Here is a 17,390-nt window from a genome sequence, read left to right as displayed (position 1 = left end):
GCGGAGGAAAGGATCCGCCGAGCAACCCGCATATACTAGCGCCCTCATCATGTCAGTAGCGTCGATCCCCAATGGCGGGTCCACGTTCGAGTCGGCCCGGCTGCACGGTCATCCTTCTGGCCTACGCAGCATCGGCCAGGCAGCGCAAATGAGTGAGCAAGGCGTTGCCGGGCTTATGGCAGTTTCCACGGATTGGCCGACGACACATTACTGGTCAAGATTTCTCTGGGCAGTAGACGAAACGATTCAACAGGGAGTGAATACATGGAACATGCACCTTGCATCAGCCAGATCGCCACGTTGCTGGCTGACCCAAAGCGCAGCGCAATGATGTGGGCCTTGATGGATGGTTCGGCGCGAACAACCGAAGAGTTGGCATTGCTGGCCGGCCTGTCATCGTCGTCGGCCAGTGCACACTTGGGGCGTTTGTCCGCCGGAGGTCTGCTGAAGGTTGAAAACCGCGGCCGCAAACGCTTCTTCCGCCTGGCCGCTCCCGAGGTCGGGGCGGCAATCGAAGCACTGGCCAGCGCGACCTTCGCCAGCGCACCCCAGGATATTCCGGACGTATTCAAGCGTAATTCACCGCTGGTCAAACCCCGGGCGGTGCGTTCGCCATTGTTGAGTGCCCGGCTGTGCGACGATCACTTGGGGGGCACCCTGTCCGCCGATCTGTATCAGCGACTGCTGGAGGCAGGCTGGATCGAGCACTTGGATCAGCGGGTCACGGTCACGCTCAAGGGCGCGACGGAGTTGGCGGCACGTGGAGTGTTCGTCCAGGCGCTGGCTCATCACAACGGCAGGGTTGCCTGCGCCTGCCCTGACTGGAGCGAAAGACGCCCGCACTTGGGTGGTTCGCTGGGCGCGGCATTGTTGCAGCTGTTCATGCAGTCGGGGTGGTTGAGCCTGCCCAACGATTCCCGAGCCTTGCAGGTGACGGCTTCCGGGCAACGCGAGATCTATCGCTTTGCCCTGGAAACCGAGTTGGAAATGGCGCTGTAGGAGCCGGCTTGCCGGCGATGGCGGCCTCTCATCCAGCATCAATACTGGAGGTGATGGCCTTATCGCTGGCAAGCCAGCTCCTGCAAGGGTTTGCCTTTGCCTTTACGGCTTCACCAACCGCGCATCGAGACTGTTCTGCGCCAGGCGCTTTGCCTGATCCTGGGTCATGCCCAGGTGGGTGTGCAGCGCATGGAAGTTCTCGGTGACATAACCGCCGAAGTACGCCGGGTCATCGGAGTTCACGGTCACTTTCACACCGCGCTCCAGCATGTCGAGAATGTTGTGCTGCGACATGTGATCGAACACGCAAAGCTTGGTGTTCGACAACGGGCACACGGTCAGCGGGATCTGCTCGTCGATGATTCGCTGCATCAGGCGCTCGTCTTCGATGGCCCGCACGCCATGATCGATGCGCTGGATCTTCAGCAGGTCGATGGCTTCCCAGATGTACTCGGGCGGGCCTTCTTCGCCGGCGTGGGCGACGGTCAGGAAGCCTTCGTGACGGGCGCGGTCGAACACGCGCTGGAACTTGCTTGGCGGGTGGCCCATCTCGGAGCTGTCCAGGCCCACGGCGACGAACGCATCGCGGAACGGCAGCGCCTGGTCGAGGGTTTTCTGCGCTTGGTCTTCGCTCAGATGGCGCAGGAAGCTCAGGATCAAACCACTGGTGATGCCCAGTTGCTGCTCGCCATCCTTCAGCGCGGCTGCGATGCCGTTGAGCACCACTTCGAACGGGATGCCACGGTCGGTGTGGGTCTGCGGGTCGAAGAACGGTTCGGTGTGAATCACGTTCTGCTCTTTGCAGCGCAGCAGGTACGCCCAGGTCAGGTCATAGAAATCCTGGGACGTGCGCAGCACATCGGCACCCCGGTAATACAGGTCGAGGAACTCCTGCAGGTTGTTGAAGGCATACGCCTTGCGCAAGGTTTCGACGTCGTTCCATGGCAAGGCAATCTTGTTGCGCTCGGCCAGGGCGAACAACAGCTCGGGTTCCAGCGAGCCTTCCAGGTGCAGGTGCAATTCTGCCTTGGGCAGGGCGTTCAGCCAGTCGTACATAATTCTTTTCTCATCAGGTGCAATGGTCGCCATTCTACAGAGGGTTGCCGCAACAATTGGTAAAACCTGACCAGGCGGTTCATCACACCGTTTCCAGTTCCCGTCGATAAGCGTAGGTATCGGCGAAGCGCGAGAGCAGGAACTCGGCGCAGGTGGTGGCCGGGTATTTCGCCGGGTGCAATGCATCCTGACAACCGGGCAGGCATTCGATGCGGGTGTCCGGGTGCGGCTCGGCGAAGAACGGCATCGAATAACGATCCACACCGAGCGGGCTGATCACCCGGTGCGGCGTCGACAGGTAACGGTCGTTGCTCCAGCGCGCCATCATGTCGCCCAGGTTGACCACGAACGTACCTTCGATCGGCGGCGCGTCGATCCATTCGCCTTTGACGTTGCGGACCTGCAAGCCACCGGCGGCGTCCTGATAGAGCAGGGTGATGCAACCGTAGTCGGTGTGCGCCCCGGCACCTTGCTGATCTTCGGAGCTGGCGGTGTGGCGCGGCGGGTAATGAATCATCCGCAGCACGCTGACCGGGTCATTGAAGCGTGTGTCGAAGAAGTCGCGCTCAATCCCCAGCGCGATGGTCATTGCCCGCAACAGCGTTTGCGCGAGGGCTTGCATGTCGACGTAGTGCTGCTCCATCAATGCCTCCCAGCCGGGCATGGACGGATGGCGATTGGGGCCGCGCAAGGGTTTTTCCGCCAGTACGTCAGGGTGCCCGGCCGGCAGGTGCAGGCCCATGTCAAAGGTTTCCTTGAGGTCGCTGGGCTTGCTTGGGTCTAACTGCTCGGTGGCAATGGCGCCGTAGCCGCGATGGTGACGGGTCTGGGTGATGTCGATCTTGAGTTTTTCGACGGTGGGTTGGGCGAAGAAACGCTTGGCGTGATCAAGCAGGGCGTCGATGCGAGCCGCTGAAATCGGATGGCCCTTGATGTAGAAGAAACCCCACTCGCGGCAGGCGAGGTCGATTTGTGCGGCCACGGCTGGCCAGGCGGATGGGGCGTCACTGTAGAGCGGTGTGATGTCGATGATCGGAAGGCTATTCATGCGCAATCCTTAAGAACGCTGAAGATCCAATGTGGGAGTTGTGCTGTGGCTGAAAATTTACTTCGGAATCTCGGCCTTCATGCCTTCCACGTAGTAATTCATCGACGCCAGTTCCGCCGTGGTCGCGCTCACACCCGCCGGGATTTTCTCGATCCCGGCCTGATCCTTGATCGGCCCGGTGAACAGTTGCAGCGCACCGCTCTTGATGTCGGCGATGAGTTGCTCGGCTTCGCTCTTCACCGTCGCCGGCACCAGGTCGCTGATCGGCAGCTCAACGGTGCCTTCCTTCAAACCGCCCCAGTAGTCCTGGGGTTTCCAGTCATGGTCGATCACGCTCTGGGTTGCCTGGACGTAGTGCGGGCCCCAATCGTTGACGATGGAGGTCAGTACCGCTTTCGGCCCGAAGTGCGCCATGTCCGAAGCGTAGCCCACGGCATACACGCCGCGACGTTCGGCGGCCTGGATCGGCGCGGGGCTGTCGGTGTGCTGGAACACCACGTCCACGCCCTGGTCGATCAGCGCGTTGGCGGCGTCCGCTTCCTTGCCAGGATCGAACCACGAGTTGACCCACACCACCTTGATCTCGGTGCCGGGGTTGTACTTGTTCAGGGCCAACTGGATGGCGTTGATGTCGCGGATGACTTCCGGGATCGGGAACGAAGCGACGTAGCCGATTTTCTTGGTCTTGGTCATCTTCGCCGCGAGGAAGCCGCCGACGTAGCGACCTTCGTAAGTGCGCGCCAGGTAAGTGCCTAGGTTCTTGTCCTGCTTGTAGCCGGTGGCGTGTTCGAAGGTCACCTTGGGAAACTGTTTGGCGACTTTCACGGTCGGGTTCATGTAGCCGAAGGAGGTGGTGAAGATCAGGTCGTACTTGTCCTTGGCCATATTGCGGATCACCCGCTCGGCGTCGGCACCTTCGGCGACGTTTTCCACGTAGTTGGTGGTGATCTGCGAGCCGAATTTTTCCGCGAGTTCCTTGCGCCCCTGTTCATGCTGATACGTCCAGCCGTGGTCACCGATCGGACCGATATAGACGAAGCCGACTTTCAGCGGATCGGCGGCTGCGGCGGTCAGGCTGGCGCTCAAACCGATGGCTGCCGCAACGGCGCAAAGCAGCTTCTTCAACGGACGTTTGTGCATGAATTGGAACTCCATTTTGTTGTGAGGTTGGCTGGGCTCTCTGGCTTGCACAGGGCAATGCAAATTGCTGACCAACAAGACAACAAAACATGAATCCGCGGTGATGCTATCGCGAGCAGGCTCGCGACAGGTCCTTGAAGTCCGATAACAGTGCATGTCCTTGCACAGCTGCCATCCACTGGTGCGCCAAGCCAGATGGCCTTGACCCTCCACAAAACCAATGTGGGAGCGAACCTGCTCGCGAAGGCGGAGTGTCAGTCGACATCGTCAGTGACTGAAATACCGCCATCGCGAGCAGGCTCGCTCCCACAGTTTTAATCGGTGTTGTATCAGGTCCCGGCGATCAGCTGCCGCGCCGCCTGGCTGTGATCAGCAATCAACCCTTTCAGATCCAGCCCTTCGACCTGCCCATCGATCACCCGCCACTTGCCGCCGACCATCACTCGATCCGCGCGATCAGCGCCACACAGCAGCAACGCCGAGACCGGATCATGGCTGCCGGAGAAACGCAGTTCATCGAGCTTGAACATCGCCAGGTCAGCCTGCTTGCCCACCGCCAACTCGCCGATATCGGTACGGCCCAGCAGGCTCGCCGAACCCTTGGTCGCCCAGCCCAACACGCGTTCCGGAGTGATCTTCTCGGCGCCGTAACGCAGACGCTGGATGTACAACGCCTGACGCGCTTCGAGCATCATGTTCGAGGCATCGTTGGACGCCGAACCGTCCACGCCTAAACCAAGCAGGGCACCGGCATCGGTCAAATCGATGCTCGGGCAGATGCCCGAGGCCAGGCGCATGTTCGAACTCGGGCAATGGCAAATGCCGGTGCCGGCGGCGCCGAGGCGGGCGATTTCGTCCGGGTTGAAATGGATGCCATGGGCCAGCCAGGTACGCGGGCCGAGCCAGCCGACACTGTCCAGATAGTCCACGGTGCGCAGGCCGAAGCGTTGCAGGCAGAAATCTTCTTCGTCGAGGGTTTCTGCCAGGTGGGTGTGCAGGCGCACGTCGAGTTTGTTCGCCAGTTCGGCGCTGGCCGACATGATTTCCGGGGTCACCGAGAACGGCGAGCAGGGTGCCAGGGCGATCTGGATTTGCGCGCCGTCACCGCGTTCGTGGTACTCGGCGATCAGGCGCTGGCTGTCGGCGAGGATCACTTCGCCTTCCTGTACGGTCTGTTGCGGTGGCAGGCCACCGTCCTTTTCACCGAGGCTCATGGAACCGCGGGTCAGCATGGCGCGCATGCCCAGTTCACGAACGCTCTCGACCTGCACGTCGATCGCGTTTTCCAGACCTTCCGGGAAAAGGTAGTGATGGTCAGCCGCGGTGGTGCAACCGGACAACAGCAACTCAGCCAGCGCGACTTTGGTGGCGAGGGCGAGTTTTTCCGGGGTCAGGCGTGCCCAGACCGGGTACAGGGTTTTCAGCCATGGGAACAGCGGCTGATTGACCACCGGCGCCCAGGCGCGGGTCAGGGTTTGATAGAAGTGGTGATGGGTGTTGATCAGGCCCGGCAGGATCACATGCTCGCGGGCATCGAACACTTCATTGCACGGCGCGGACGGTTGTTGACCGGCACCGAGTACTTCGACGATCAAACCGTCTTGCAGCACCAGGCCGCCACGGGCATCGAGACCGTTGGAGGTGAAAATGGCGAGGGGATTTTTTAACCAGGTACGGGTCGCAGGCATGTTGGCCGGCTCCTCTGAAAGTTGGGTTCAGGGTTGCCAGCTCAGTGTTGCCCTGTCTGCTGATCCAGGTTCGCCGGGGAGGCGAGGTGCGAAGTGTCGATCAAAACGCTCTGGCGGGCAAGCCCAACCCGACAGGACAACACCCCCCCCTGTGGGCGGCGGTGATTACCAGGGAATGGTTTCGCCCCGGTAATTGATGAAGTGATGCCCGCCCTTGCCGACATACGCATTCACCTGATCGACCAGGCCACGGGTGCTGGTTTCCACGTCGATGTCCGCGCCTTCACCCCCCATGTCGGTTTTCACCCAGCCCGGGTGCAGCGACAGCACGGTGAGACTGGTTTCGCCCAACTGAGTGACGAAGCTGTTGGTCATGGAATTCAGCGCCGCCTTGCTGGCTTTGTACAGTGCCAGCTCCGGCGCATCGGGCATGGTCACGCTGCCCAGCACCGAACTCATGAAGGCCAGCACGCCGGTGTCCGGGCGCAGTTGCTCGACAAAACGCTGGGCCAGGTTGATCGGCGCCACGGCGTTGGTGAAAAACAACTGGCCGACTTCGGCCATTGTCGCGCCGCCGTTCGGCGTCTGGACTTCCGGCCCCTTGACCCCGGCATTGACGAACAACAGGTCAAACACATCGCCCTTGAGTTGTTGGCTCAGGGCTGACACCGCCGGCTGATCGTCCATGTCGAGCTTTTCGATCCGCACATCGCCCAGGGCCTGCAGGGCTTCGGCTTTTTGCGGGTCGCGTACGGTGGCGGTGACTTGCCAGCCATCGGCCAGCAGGGTTTTCACCAGCCCGAGGCCAAGCCCCCGGGAGGCGCCGATGATGAGTGCGGTTTTTGCCTTGGACATGAGTGGCTTCCTTGAAAATTCAGAGTCGTGGATTCAATGGACACTGTTGCCCGAGCCGTTGTTGCAACTCGTCGCGCAGCGCGCCGAGTTCGGCCATGCGGGCTTCGATCAGTTTGAGTTTGTCTTGCAGCAGTTGCGTGACGGCGCTGTCCGGATCGGGCGATTGCCAGATTGTAGCCACGCTGTTGCCGATCTCGCCGAGGGTAAAGCCCAGTCGTTGAGCGGTCTTGATGTATTGCACCAGTTGCACCATGTCTGGCGGATAGTCGCGATAGCCGTTGGCACTGCGTTGCGCCGCAATCAACCCGCGCTGCTCGTAAAAGCGCAGCGTGTCGCGGCTGACGGCGCTGGCCTGGGCTAATTCACCGATACGCATCATGACGTCTCGAGGGGCTTGACCCTGGAGCATACTCCAGGCTTTAGCCTTGTTGCTCCCTGAATTGATGGAGCAATGTCGATGTGGACTTCAACGCAATATCGCCGGTTGGTGCAAGGCAGTGCCTGGTACGACCTGATCGTGACGGTCGCGTTTGTCACACCGTGGAGTTTTGCGGCGTTGCATGGGGTTTTGACGGGAGTGAGTCAGGCGTTGAGTTTGCCCGGCGAGCTGCCACCGTTCGAACCGGTGCACATGTTGATGGCGAATTTGTTGGGCTCGATTGTCTGCGTATGGGCGGTGCTGCGGATTCGTGATCCGCAGCAGGTTTATGGGCGGTATGACGCCGTGGCCAGGTTCCTGTTCTCGGCCTGGCAGGCATATGCCCTGGTTCATGGCGCGAGTTCGTTGCTGGTGGTTTTCCTGGTGTTTGAATTGGCGTGGGGCGTGGTTCAGGTGTTGCCTGTTCGGACGCTTTCGCGAGCAGGCTCGCTCCCACAGGGTCTGCGCCAGACACATTAATTGCGGCGGACACGGTTATGTGGGAGCGAGCTTGCTCGCGAAGAGGCCCGCCCAAACAACCACTAATGCCCAGCCTGCCACGGCTGCCCCAACGAAACCGGCGCGTACAACCGTGTCCGCAGCGCATCCCGTGACAGCAGCACCAGCACCACAATGGTCGCGACATACGGCAGCATCGCCAGCAGACTCGACGGAATCGCCAGCCCCAACCCCTGCGCCACCAGGTGCAGGATGCTGGCGAGCCCGAACAGGTACGCGCCGAGCAGCAGGCGCCACACCCGCCAACTGGCGAACACCACGAGCGCCAGGGCAATCCAGCCGCGCCCGGCGCTCATGTTCTCCGCCCACATCGGTGTGTACGCCAGGGACAGATAAGCCCCGGCCAACCCGGCCATCGCACCGCCGAACAACACTGCCAGCGTGCGCACCACCAACACCGGCAAGCCCATGGCGCTGGCCGCATCCGGGTTTTCCCCGACCGCCTGGATGATCAGCCCGACGCGGCTTTTCAGAATCACCCAAGCCACAAGCGCAAATAGCGCGAACGACAGATACACCAACAGGTCCTGGGCAAACAGCATTCGCCCGATCAGCGGGATCTCGCTCAAATACGCAATCGCCATCGGCTCGAACCCCGCCAGCGGCTTGCCGACCCACGCCGCACCGACGAAGGTCGACAGGCCCACGCCGAAAATCGTCAGGGCCAGACCGGTGGCCACCTGATTGGCGTTGAACACCAGCGCCACCAGGGCAAACAGCGACGACAGCAGCATCCCGGCGAGCATCGCCAACAACACGCCGAGCCACAGGTGGCCGGTGTTGAACGCGACGATGAAACCGATCACAGCACCAAACAGCATCATGCCTTCCTGGCCGAGGTTGAGGACGCCGCTTTTCTCGCAGATCAGTTCCCCCAGCGCCACCAACAGCAACGGCGTACCGCAGCGGACCATGGCGTAGAAAATATTGCTCAGCAGATCGATATCCATCACAGCGCTCCTGCTTGTACGGTGGTGGTTTGGGCGCGGCGGGTCCAGCGCAGGTTCAAGCGCGGTCGGTAGAGGATCAGTACATCGCTGGCCAGCAGGAAAAACAGCATCATGCCCTGGAACAATTGGGTGATCGCTTGCGGCAGGTTCAGGCTCATTTGTGCGCTTTCGCCGCCGATGTACAGCAGTGCCATCAACAGGCTGGAAAACAGGATGCCGACAGGATTCAGGCGGCCGAGAAATGCCACGGTGATCGCCGCATAGCCGTAGCCCGGCGAGACCTGCGGCACCAGCTGGCCGATGGGGCCGGTGACTTCGCACACACCGGCAAGCCCTGCCAGGCCGCCGCTGATCAACAGCGCGAGCCAGATCAGGCGCTTCTCGCGAAAGCCGACGAAACCGGCGGCACGCTTGTCCAGCCCGAGCACCTTGATCTGGAATCCGACAAAGCTTTTCTGCAACAGCACCCACACGGTCACCAACGCGAGCAGGGCGAAGTAAACCCCGGCGTGGACCCGGCCATCTTCCATCAGCAACGGCAAGCGGCTGGCGTCGCCGAACATCGCCGATTGGGGGAAATTGAAACCTTCCGGATCTTTCAGTGGACCGTGCACGCAATACAGCAAAAGGTTCAGGGCGATGTAATTGAGCATGATGCTGGTGAGGATCTCATTGGCGTTGAAGCGCGTGCGCAACCACGCCGTCAGCCCGGCCCATGCTGCTCCGGCCAAGGTGCCGGTGAGCAGGATCAGTACCAGCGCCCAGCGGCTTTGCATCTCGATGATGTTCACCGCCAGCGCACTGCCGGCCAACGCGCCGAGCAGCAGTTGACCTTCGGCACCGATGTTCCAGATGCGCGCCTGATAGGCGACGGCCAGGCCCAATGCGCAGAGCAGAATCGGCAGGGCCTTGACCAACAATTCGGAGACGCCGTACAGGTCGCTGACCGGCGCGATCAGCAAGGTGTGCAAGGTCAGCAGCGGGTCATGCCCGAGCGCGATAAATAACAGCGATCCACAGCCCAGGGTCAGTGCAGCCGCCAGCAACGGCGAGCACCACAGCATCAGGCGCGATTGCTGGCCGCGGGGTTCAAGAGAAAGCAGCATGTGACACTCCGTTAACGCGAGGCGGATGCGAGTGATTGAGGGGCACCGAACTGGCCGGCCATCCAGCCGCCGACATCGCTCAGGCGCGTGTCGACGGTGGCGTGGAGCGCGGACAGCCGACCGCCACACAAGGCGCCGAGGCGGTCGCTGATCTGGAACAGTTCGTCGAGGTCTTCGGAAATCACCAGGATCGCCGCGCCGGCATCGCGCAAGGCAATCAAGGCGCGGTGAATGGTGGCGGCCGCGCCGACGTCCACGCCCCAGGTCGGGTGTGCGGCGACCAGTAGTTTCGGTCGCTGAAGGATTTCCCGGCCGAGGATGAATTTTTGCAAATTGCCCCCGGACAGGCTGCGGGCCGGCGACTGGCTATCGGGTGTCTTGACCCCGAAACGGCGGATAATTTCCTCGGCCAGTGCTTCGACGTTGCCGCGCTGGATCAGGCCGTTACTCACCAAGCCTTGCTGGAACGCTGTCAGCAACGCGTTGTCCGCCAGGCTCAACTCCGGCACCGCACCATGGCCCAGGCGTTCGGCGGGAACGAACGCCAAGCCGAGTTGGCGGCGTGCGTCGGGACGCAAATGGGCGACTGGCTCCTGGCCAAATCGGATCGTCGCGCTGGCGTTGCGGGGCAGCAGCGCTTCACCGCTGAGCAAGGCCAGCAACTCATCCTGGCCATTGCCGGCGACACCGGCGATGCCGACAATTTCACCACGGCGCACTTCAAGGTCGATGTTGGCAAGCGAGCAGCCGAACGGGTCCGGGTTGTGCCAGGACAAGCCACGGACATCAAGGAATGCATCACCTCCAGTAACCTTCGGATAGTCTGCGATCAACTCCGCCGCTTCACCGACCATCAAGCGCGCCAGTTGCTGATCCGAACATTCGGCCGGCACGCAATGCCCGGCCACCCGACCGCCTCGTAAAACCGTTGCGCTGTGGCACAACGCACGCACTTCCCCAAGCTTGTGGCTGATGAACAAAATGCTGCAGCCTTCGGCGGCGAGCCGGCGCAGGGTGGCGAACAAGTCGTCGGCCTCCTGCGGCGTCAGCACCGAAGTCGGTTCATCGAGAATCAACAGGCGGATGTCCTGCATCAGGCAACGGATGATTTCCACCCGCTGCCGTTCACCGATCGACAGGCTGTGGACAAGTCGCTCCGGTTCCAGCGCCATGCCATAGCGCCGGGACACCTCGCGAATCTTCGGCTCAAGCTGTTTGGGTGTGCCTGCCGCCGCACCCATGGCCAGGGCGATGTTCTGCGCCACGCTCAGGGTTTCGAACAGCGAGAAATGCTGGAACACCATGCCGATTCCCAAACCTCGGGCCTGGGCCGGGTTGCGCAGGCTCACCCGCTGACCTTGCCAGATCACCTCGCCGGAATCGGCATGGGTGACGCCGTAGATGATCTTCATCAGCGTGCTTTTGCCCGCGCCGTTTTCGCCGAGCAGGGCATGGATCTCGCCAGGGGCAATGGACAGGTCGATGGCATCGTTGGCCAGGCAACCGGGGTAGCGTTTGCTGATTCTGCGCAACTGCAGGCGCGGAACCGGATCGGGGATTGGAGCGTGATTGGGCATGACAGGCTCAGTGCTGTTGGACTTGTGCCTGTGGATAAAGCAATTTTCTGGCCACTAGGTCAGGAAAACCTCGAAGTCCTGCGACCAGAGGCGTTGAGTACGCAGCTTTCAGATGTGCCAGGCAGAGCCCGGCACCACATGGGGGCAATGGCGCAGTTCAAGCCCCGATTTTGCTCGCGCGCTTTTGCTCAAAAAATGAGCAATCGACCACAAGCCATACCGTGCAGGGCGCCGAGACGGCCATGAACGGGTTATCCACAGATTGCTCCACAGTATTTGTGTGCAAGCTCAAAGCACGGGCATAAGCACTGAGTGGCTTTCTTCTAAAGGCGATAAACCGTTGTAACTGTTTGTTTTTATTTGAATTTGATGTGCTTGATGGCAGATTGGACGAAAATTGAGCAAAGTCCGCAAAGCCGTATGACACAAGGGTTACAGCGGTATGTGCTCAGGTTATCCACAGGCGGGTGCACAGCAGATGTGGGCAAATATGGAATAAGTGAAAAATCGGCGTGCCCCAAAAGATCGCAGCCTGTGCTGAAGCGCTTTTAGCGCTGCAACAAAATACGTCCGCGACTCAAATCGGCCAGTTGTGACTGCAAGGTGTCGATCTGCGCATCGCCCACGGCCAACTGCAACTCGACACCATTAGCGGTGAAGCTTTCATCCACAACCAATCCACCAGCCTCCGCCACTCGCAGCTTGACCAGGGCCAACTCGGCAAATCCACAAGCGCAACGCAGCGGCACCCGGCTGATCAGCTCGATCTTCGGCGCCGCTTGCAGGCATTTGTTTGCACCCCCGCCATAGGCCCGGGCGAGCCCCCCGGTGCCCAGTTGGATGCCGCCATACCAGCGAATCACCAGTACCGCGACCTGATCGCAATCCTGCGCCTCTATCGCCGCCAGAATCGGCCTGCCGGCCGTACCGCCGGGCTCGCCATCATCGGTGCTGCGATACTGATCGCCGAGCTTCCAGGCCCAGCAGTTGTGCGAGGCATTCAAGTCACTGTGCTGTTCAATGAACGCCTGGGCCTCGGCCGGGCTGGAGATCGGCGCGGCGAAGGTAATGAAGCGGCTCTTGCGAATCTCTTCGCGGTATTCGCAAAAACCGCTGAGGGTAAATGGCATAAGTGCTTAGATGGCAGGTTTCAGGCCGCAGCCCTTGAGAATGATGCGGATCAGGTTGTCCCCGGCGTCTTCCATGTCCTGTTTGGTCAACCTGGTGCGCCCGGTGACGCGGCAGATCTGCGTGGCGAAGTCGGCGTAGTGCTGGGTGCTGCCCCACAACAGGAAGATCAGGTGAACCGGATCGACCGGGTCCATTTTACCGGCGTCGATCCACGTCTGGAACACGCCCGCGCGGCCTTGGAACCAGGCGCGATAATCCTGGTTGAAGTACTCGGTCAGGCATTCGCCGCCGCTGATGACTTCCATGGCAAAAATCCTCGAGGCTTGCGGCTGGCGTCGGGAGAACTCCATTTTCGCGCGAATGTAGCGGGTCAACGCTTCGGTCGGGTCATCCTCGGCGGTGAGGGTGTTGAAGGTGCTGTCCCACAACTCGATGATGTTGCTCAGCACCGCCACGTACAAACCGAGCTTGTTGGTGAAGTAGTAATGCAGGTTCGCCTTGGGCAGCCCGGCATTCAGGGCGATGGTGTTCATGCTCGTGCCTTTGTACCCGTGACGGGCGAACTCGTCTTCGGCGGCTTTGATGATGGTCTCTTCGTTTTTCTGACGAATGCGGCTGACGGGTTTTCCGCCGTGGGCAGGGACTTCAAAGGTCATAGGCACTTCCGAGAAGATGAGAGGGTGCGGCCAGTGCGTTGATAGCGCACCCACCGGCTTCAGACAAGGCCTCATACAATAAAACTCTACCCCGCCCCACAGTTTTCAACGCGTCGCCGCGAGACTCTCGAGAAAACTCTCCAGCACCAGATGGGGTCGACGCCCCTTGCGGGTGACCGACGCCAGGCTCAGGTCATAGAAACGCGTTTTGGCTTTCAACGCGCGCAACCGGCCCTGCTGCACCCAAAGACTCGCGTAGTGATCCGGCAGGTAACCGATATAGCGACCGGTCAGGATCAGGAACGCCATGCCTTCGCGGTCCGAGGCACTGGCGGTGCAATTGAGCGCTTGATAGTGAGCCTGGATCTCCGCTGGCAAACGGAAGGTGGGCGCGATGGCGTCCTGACTGTTCAGGCGTTCGTCGTCCAGCTGCTTGTCGTCGACATAAAACAGCGGATGGCCGACCGCGCAGTACAACAGCGAACGCTCGCTATACAGCGGTTGATACTCCAGCCCCGACAATGCGCTGGCCTGCGGTACCACGCCAACGTGCAGGCGACCGTCGAGCACGCCTTGTTCGACTTCATTGGGCGCGATCATGCGGATCTGGATCTGCACGTCCGGGCCGCGTTCTTTCAATTGTGCGAGGGCATGGGTGATGCGCATGTGGGGCAGGGTGACCAGGTTGTCCGTCAAGCCAATGATCAATTCGCCACGCAAGTGCTGGTGCAGTCCGTTTACCTCGGTGCGGAAGCTTTCCAACGCACTCAATAGTTGCAACGCCGATTGATAGACCTCGCGGCCTTCTTCGGTCAGGGAAAACCCGGCACGTCCCCGTTGGCACAGGCGCAGGCCGAGGCGCTGCTCCAGATCGCTCATCTGCTGGCTGATCGCCGAGCGACCGATGCCCAGCACGGTTTCCGCCGCGGAGAAGCCGCCGCATTCCACCACGCTGCGGAAAATCCTCAGCAGGCGGATATCAAAGTCGCTGACCTGGGCCAGCGGATCGGGACGGCGAGTGCTCATGCGGGTTACTCAAAAGTTTAGTAAATGGCTGACTGAACATTAGAAGAGTTGCATTTCACCGACTTTATCTCCGTGGCAATTTAGCTGCAACAACGGTTTTCAATCCTTACGCCGCTTATTGCCTTGCGAGGTTTCGCCCATGAACTTGCCTGAAAACGCCCCGACTTCCCTGGCCAGCCAGCTCAAGCTCGATGCTCACTGGATGCCTTACACCGCCAACCGCAACTTCCAGCGCGACCCACGGCTGATCGTTGGCGCCGAAGGCAGCTGGCTGATCGACGACAAGGGTCGCAAGGTATATGACTCGCTGTCCGGTCTGTGGACCTGTGGCGCCGGGCACACCCGCAAGGAAATCCAGGAAGCGGTCGCCAAGCAGCTGGGTACCCTCGATTACTCGCCAGCCTTCCAGTACGGTCATCCGCTGTCGTTCCAACTGGCTGAAAAAATCACCGACCTGACCCCGGGCACCCTGAACCACGTGTTCTTCACCGACTCGGGCTCCGAGTGCGCTGACACCGCTGTGAAGATGGTCCGTGCTTACTGGCGTCTGAAAGGCCAGTCGACCAAGACCAAGATGATCGGCCGTGCCCGTGGTTACCACGGTGTGAACATCGCCGGCACCAGCCTCGGTGGCGTGAACGGCAACCGCAAGCTGTTCGGTCAGGCGATGATGGACGTTGACCACCTGCCGCACACCTTGCTGGCAAGCAACGCTTACTCCCGTGGCATGCCGGAGCAGGGTGGTATCGCCCTGGCTGACGAACTGCTGAAGCTGATCGAGCTGCACGATGCGTCGAACATCGCGGCGGTCTTCGTCGAGCCATTGGCCGGTTCCGCTGGCGTGCTGGTTCCACCTCAGGGTTACCTCAAGCGTCTGCGTGAAATCTGCGACCAGCACAACATCCTGCTGGTGTTCGACGAAGTGATCACCGGTTTCGGCCGTACCGGCACCATGTTCGGCGCCACCACCTTCGGCGTGACCCCGGACCTGATGTGCATCGCCAAGCAAGTCACCAACGGTGCGATCCCGATGGGCGCGGTGATTGCCAGCTCCGAGATCTACCAGACCTTCATGAATCAGCCGACGCCTGAATACGCGGTTGAATTCCCCCACGGCTATACCTATTCCGCACACCCGGTGGCTTGCGCCGCGGGTCTTGCCGCACTCGACCTGCTGCAAAAGGAAAACCTGGTACAGAGCGTGGCCGAAGTCGCACCGCATTTCGAAAATGCGCTGCACGGCCTCAAAGGCACCAAGAACATCATCGACATCCGCAACTTCGGCCTGGCCGGCGCGATCCAGATCGCCCCTCGTGATGGCGACGCCATCGTGCGTCCGTTCGAAGCCGGCATGGCGCTGTGGAAAGCCGGGTTCTACGTACGCTTCGGCGGCGACACCCTGCAGTTCGGCCCAACCTTCAACAGCAAGCCGCAGGACCTGGATCGTCTGTTCGACGCGGTCGGCGAAGTGCTGAGCAAGATCGACTGATTTCTCCTTCTATATACCTACAAACAACAGGTGCTCCGAAGCGAGCGCCTGTGGACAACTTTTCAGGAGCTTCCATGAGCGTTATTCCGCATTTGATCAATGGCGAACTGGTGACCGAGAACGGTCGCGCGGTTGATGTGTTCAACCCGTCTACCGGTCAGGCTATCCACAAGCTGCCACTGGCGACCCGCGAAACCATCCAGAGCGCCATCGACGCGGCCAAGGCTGCATTCCCGGCCTGGCGCAACACGCCACCGGCCAAGCGTGCCCAAGTGATGTTCCGCTTCAAGCAGCTGCTGGAGCAGAACGAAGCTCGCATCTCGCAATTGATCAGCGAAGAGCACGGCAAGACCCTGGAAGATGCTGCCGGTGAATTGAAGCGCGGTATCGAGAACGTCGAATTCGCTTGCGCGGCTCCGGAAATCCTCAAGGGCGAGTACAGCCGTAACGTCGGCCCGAACATCGATGCCTGGTCTGACTTCCAGCCGCTGGGCGTGGTTGCCGGTATCACGCCGTTCAACTTCCCGGCCATGGTGCCGTTGTGGATGTACCCGCTGGCGATCGTCTGCGGCAACTGCTTCATCCTCAAGCCATCCGAGCGTGACCCGAGCTCGACGCTGCTGATCGCCCAGTTGCTGCTGGAAGCTGGTCTGCCTAAAGGCGTACTGAGCGTGGTGCACGGTGACAAGACTGCGGTGGACGCATTGATCGAAGCGCCGGAAGTCAAAGCGCTGAGTTTTGTTGGTTCGACGCCGATTGCCGAATACATCTATTCCGAAGGCACCAAGCGCGGCAAACGCGTTCAGGCCCTGGGCGGTGCGAAGAACCACGCGGTGCTGATGCCGGATGCAGACCTGGACAACGCCGTCAGCGCACTGATGGGCGCGGCCTACGGTTCTTGCGGCGAGCGTTGCATGGCGATCTCGGTAGCGGTGTGCGTGGGTGATCAGGTGGCCGATGCCCTGGTGGCCAAACTGGTTCCGCAAATCAAGGCGCTGAAAATCGGTGCCGGTACCAACTGCGGCCTGGACATGGGCCCACTGGTGACGGGCCAGGCGCGCGACAAGGTCAGCGGTTATGTAGAAGACGGCGTAGCTGCCGGCGCGACACTGGTGGTGGATGGCCGTGGCCTGACCGTCGCTGGTCACGAGGAAGGCTTCTTCCTGGGTGGTTGCCTGTTCGACAACGTCACACCAGAAATGCGCATCTATAAAGAAGAGATCTTCGGGCCGGTGCTGTGCGTTGTTCGGGTCAACAGCCTGGAAGAAGCCATGCAACTGATCAACGATCACGAATATGGCAACGGCACCTGCATCTTCACCCGTGACGGTGAAGCGGCGCGGTTGTTCTGCGACGAGATCGAAGTCGGCATGGTTGGTGTCAACGTACCGCTGCCGGTACCGGTGGCTTACCACAGCTTTGGCGGCTGGAAGCGTTCGCTGTTTGGCGACCTGCACGCCTATGGCCCCGATGGCGTGCGTTTCTATACCCGCCGCAAAGCCATCACCCAGCGCTGGCCGCAGCGTGCGAGCCATGAAGCTTCGCAGTTCGCCTTCCCTAGCTTGTAAGTAGAAGGGCGCAGAAGGCCGACCCATTGGGTCGGCCTTTTTGTTTGTGCGCCAGGCATGGCGCGTTGCGCGTAAGCGCAACCAGCTTGGCTGTGGTGGCCTCGCTGGTGACTTGGAGGTGAAAGTCCTCTACACACCCGGCAAGGGGAAGTGTTAGCCAGAGG

At 60.9% G+C, this 17,390-nt stretch carries 16 protein-coding genes; 4 read left to right on the top strand and 12 right to left on the bottom strand.

Going from position 1 to position 17,390, the window contains the following annotated elements; genetic code table 11:
• Window positions 1-264: 264 nt before the first annotated feature.
• The gene (locus tag KGA96_RS26230) at window positions 265-999 is read left to right on the top strand and encodes a helix-turn-helix domain-containing protein (protein ID WP_046043751.1); all 735 of its coding nucleotides are present in this window, start codon (window positions 265-267) and stop codon (window positions 997-999) included.
• Between the two features lie 102 nt (window positions 1,000-1,101).
• Here the strand turns inward: KGA96_RS26230 and KGA96_RS26225 are convergent, their stop codons facing one another.
• From KGA96_RS26225 to KGA96_RS26200, 6 genes are all read right to left on the bottom strand, one after another.
• Window positions 1,102-2,055 carry an adenosine deaminase gene (locus KGA96_RS26225; protein ID WP_150727777.1) on the bottom strand — a complete coding sequence of 318 codons (954 nt, stop codon included), beginning with the start codon at window positions 2,053-2,055 and terminating at the stop codon, window positions 1,102-1,104.
• An 82-nt stretch (window positions 2,056-2,137) separates the two neighbouring features.
• On the bottom strand, window positions 2,138-3,103 hold the full coding sequence (locus KGA96_RS26220) for an isopenicillin N synthase family dioxygenase (RefSeq protein ID WP_223515464.1): 966 nt from the start codon (window positions 3,101-3,103) through the stop codon (window positions 2,138-2,140).
• Window positions 3,104-3,160: 57 nt separating this feature from the next.
• Window positions 3,161-4,243, bottom strand: coding sequence for a BMP family ABC transporter substrate-binding protein (locus KGA96_RS26215; RefSeq protein WP_046043748.1), 1,083 nt, complete (start codon window positions 4,241-4,243; stop codon window positions 3,161-3,163).
• 329 nt (window positions 4,244-4,572) lie between these two features.
• Window positions 4,573-5,931, bottom strand: a complete 1,359-nt coding sequence (locus tag KGA96_RS26210) for an 8-oxoguanine deaminase (RefSeq protein ID WP_046043747.1) — start codon at window positions 5,929-5,931, stop codon at window positions 4,573-4,575.
• A 165-nt stretch (window positions 5,932-6,096) separates the two neighbouring features.
• The gene (locus KGA96_RS26205) at window positions 6,097-6,786 is read right to left on the bottom strand and encodes an SDR family oxidoreductase (RefSeq protein ID WP_046043746.1); all 690 of its coding nucleotides are present in this window, start codon (window positions 6,784-6,786) and stop codon (window positions 6,097-6,099) included.
• A 19-nt stretch (window positions 6,787-6,805) separates the two neighbouring features.
• Window positions 6,806-7,162, bottom strand: coding sequence for a MerR family transcriptional regulator (locus tag KGA96_RS26200; protein ID WP_150756635.1), 357 nt, complete (start codon window positions 7,160-7,162; stop codon window positions 6,806-6,808).
• Window positions 7,163-7,243: 81 nt separating this feature from the next.
• Here KGA96_RS26200 and KGA96_RS26195 point away from each other — a divergent pair, with 81 nt between their 5' ends.
• Window positions 7,244-7,684 (top strand): hypothetical protein, encoded by a 441-nt coding sequence (locus tag KGA96_RS26195; protein ID WP_223515461.1) that lies wholly within the window; start codon window positions 7,244-7,246, stop codon window positions 7,682-7,684.
• 62 nt (window positions 7,685-7,746) lie between these two features.
• On the opposite strand, the gene KGA96_RS26190 is transcribed toward KGA96_RS26195, so the two are convergent.
• The 6 genes from KGA96_RS26190 to KGA96_RS26165 all read right to left on the bottom strand — a co-directional run bounded on the left by KGA96_RS26190 (window position 7,747) and on the right by KGA96_RS26165 (window position 14,169).
• On the bottom strand, window positions 7,747-8,673 hold the full coding sequence (locus tag KGA96_RS26190; protein WP_046043743.1) for an ABC transporter permease: 927 nt from the start codon (window positions 8,671-8,673) through the stop codon (window positions 7,747-7,749).
• Complete coding sequence (locus tag KGA96_RS26185; RefSeq protein WP_046043742.1) at window positions 8,673-9,779, bottom strand: ABC transporter permease; 1,107 nt, start codon at window positions 9,777-9,779, stop codon at window positions 8,673-8,675. The genes KGA96_RS26190 and KGA96_RS26185 overlap by 1 nt, the downstream gene beginning before the upstream one ends.
• An 11-nt stretch (window positions 9,780-9,790) precedes the next feature.
• Window positions 9,791-11,356 carry an ABC transporter ATP-binding protein gene (locus tag KGA96_RS26180; protein WP_223466401.1) on the bottom strand — a complete coding sequence of 522 codons (1,566 nt, stop codon included), beginning with the start codon at window positions 11,354-11,356 and terminating at the stop codon, window positions 9,791-9,793.
• A 548-nt stretch (window positions 11,357-11,904) separates the two neighbouring features.
• A complete protein-coding gene (locus tag KGA96_RS26175; RefSeq protein WP_223460143.1) occupies window positions 11,905-12,486 on the bottom strand; it encodes an IMPACT family protein in 582 nt (193 codons plus the stop codon).
• Window positions 12,487-12,492: 6 nt separating this feature from the next.
• A complete protein-coding gene (locus tag KGA96_RS26170) occupies window positions 12,493-13,143 on the bottom strand; it encodes a TetR/AcrR family transcriptional regulator (RefSeq protein WP_046043737.1) in 651 nt (216 codons plus the stop codon).
• 105 nt (window positions 13,144-13,248) lie between these two features.
• Entirely contained in the window at window positions 13,249-14,169 is a 921-nt protein-coding gene (locus KGA96_RS26165) for a LysR family transcriptional regulator (RefSeq protein ID WP_007971880.1), read from the bottom strand.
• A gap of 139 nt (window positions 14,170-14,308) precedes the next feature.
• On the opposite strand from KGA96_RS26165, the gene KGA96_RS26160 reads away from it, so the two are divergent.
• Both KGA96_RS26160 and KGA96_RS26155 read left to right on the top strand, forming a co-directional pair.
• Complete coding sequence (locus tag KGA96_RS26160; protein ID WP_046043735.1) at window positions 14,309-15,658, top strand: aspartate aminotransferase family protein; 1,350 nt, start codon at window positions 14,309-14,311, stop codon at window positions 15,656-15,658.
• 74 nt (window positions 15,659-15,732) lie between these two features.
• The gene (locus KGA96_RS26155; RefSeq protein WP_056725206.1) at window positions 15,733-17,226 is read left to right on the top strand and encodes a CoA-acylating methylmalonate-semialdehyde dehydrogenase; all 1,494 of its coding nucleotides are present in this window, start codon (window positions 15,733-15,735) and stop codon (window positions 17,224-17,226) included.
• The last annotated feature ends 164 nt before the right edge of the window (window positions 17,227-17,390 follow it).

Origin of the sequence: Pseudomonas sp. GL-R-26 (genome assembly GCF_019947365.1) — a bacterium.
GTDB lineage: Bacteria > Pseudomonadota > Gammaproteobacteria > Pseudomonadales > Pseudomonadaceae > Aquipseudomonas.
The sequence above is the reverse complement of the archived record's forward strand: the minus strand, read 5'-3'. Positions and strand labels throughout refer to the sequence as shown.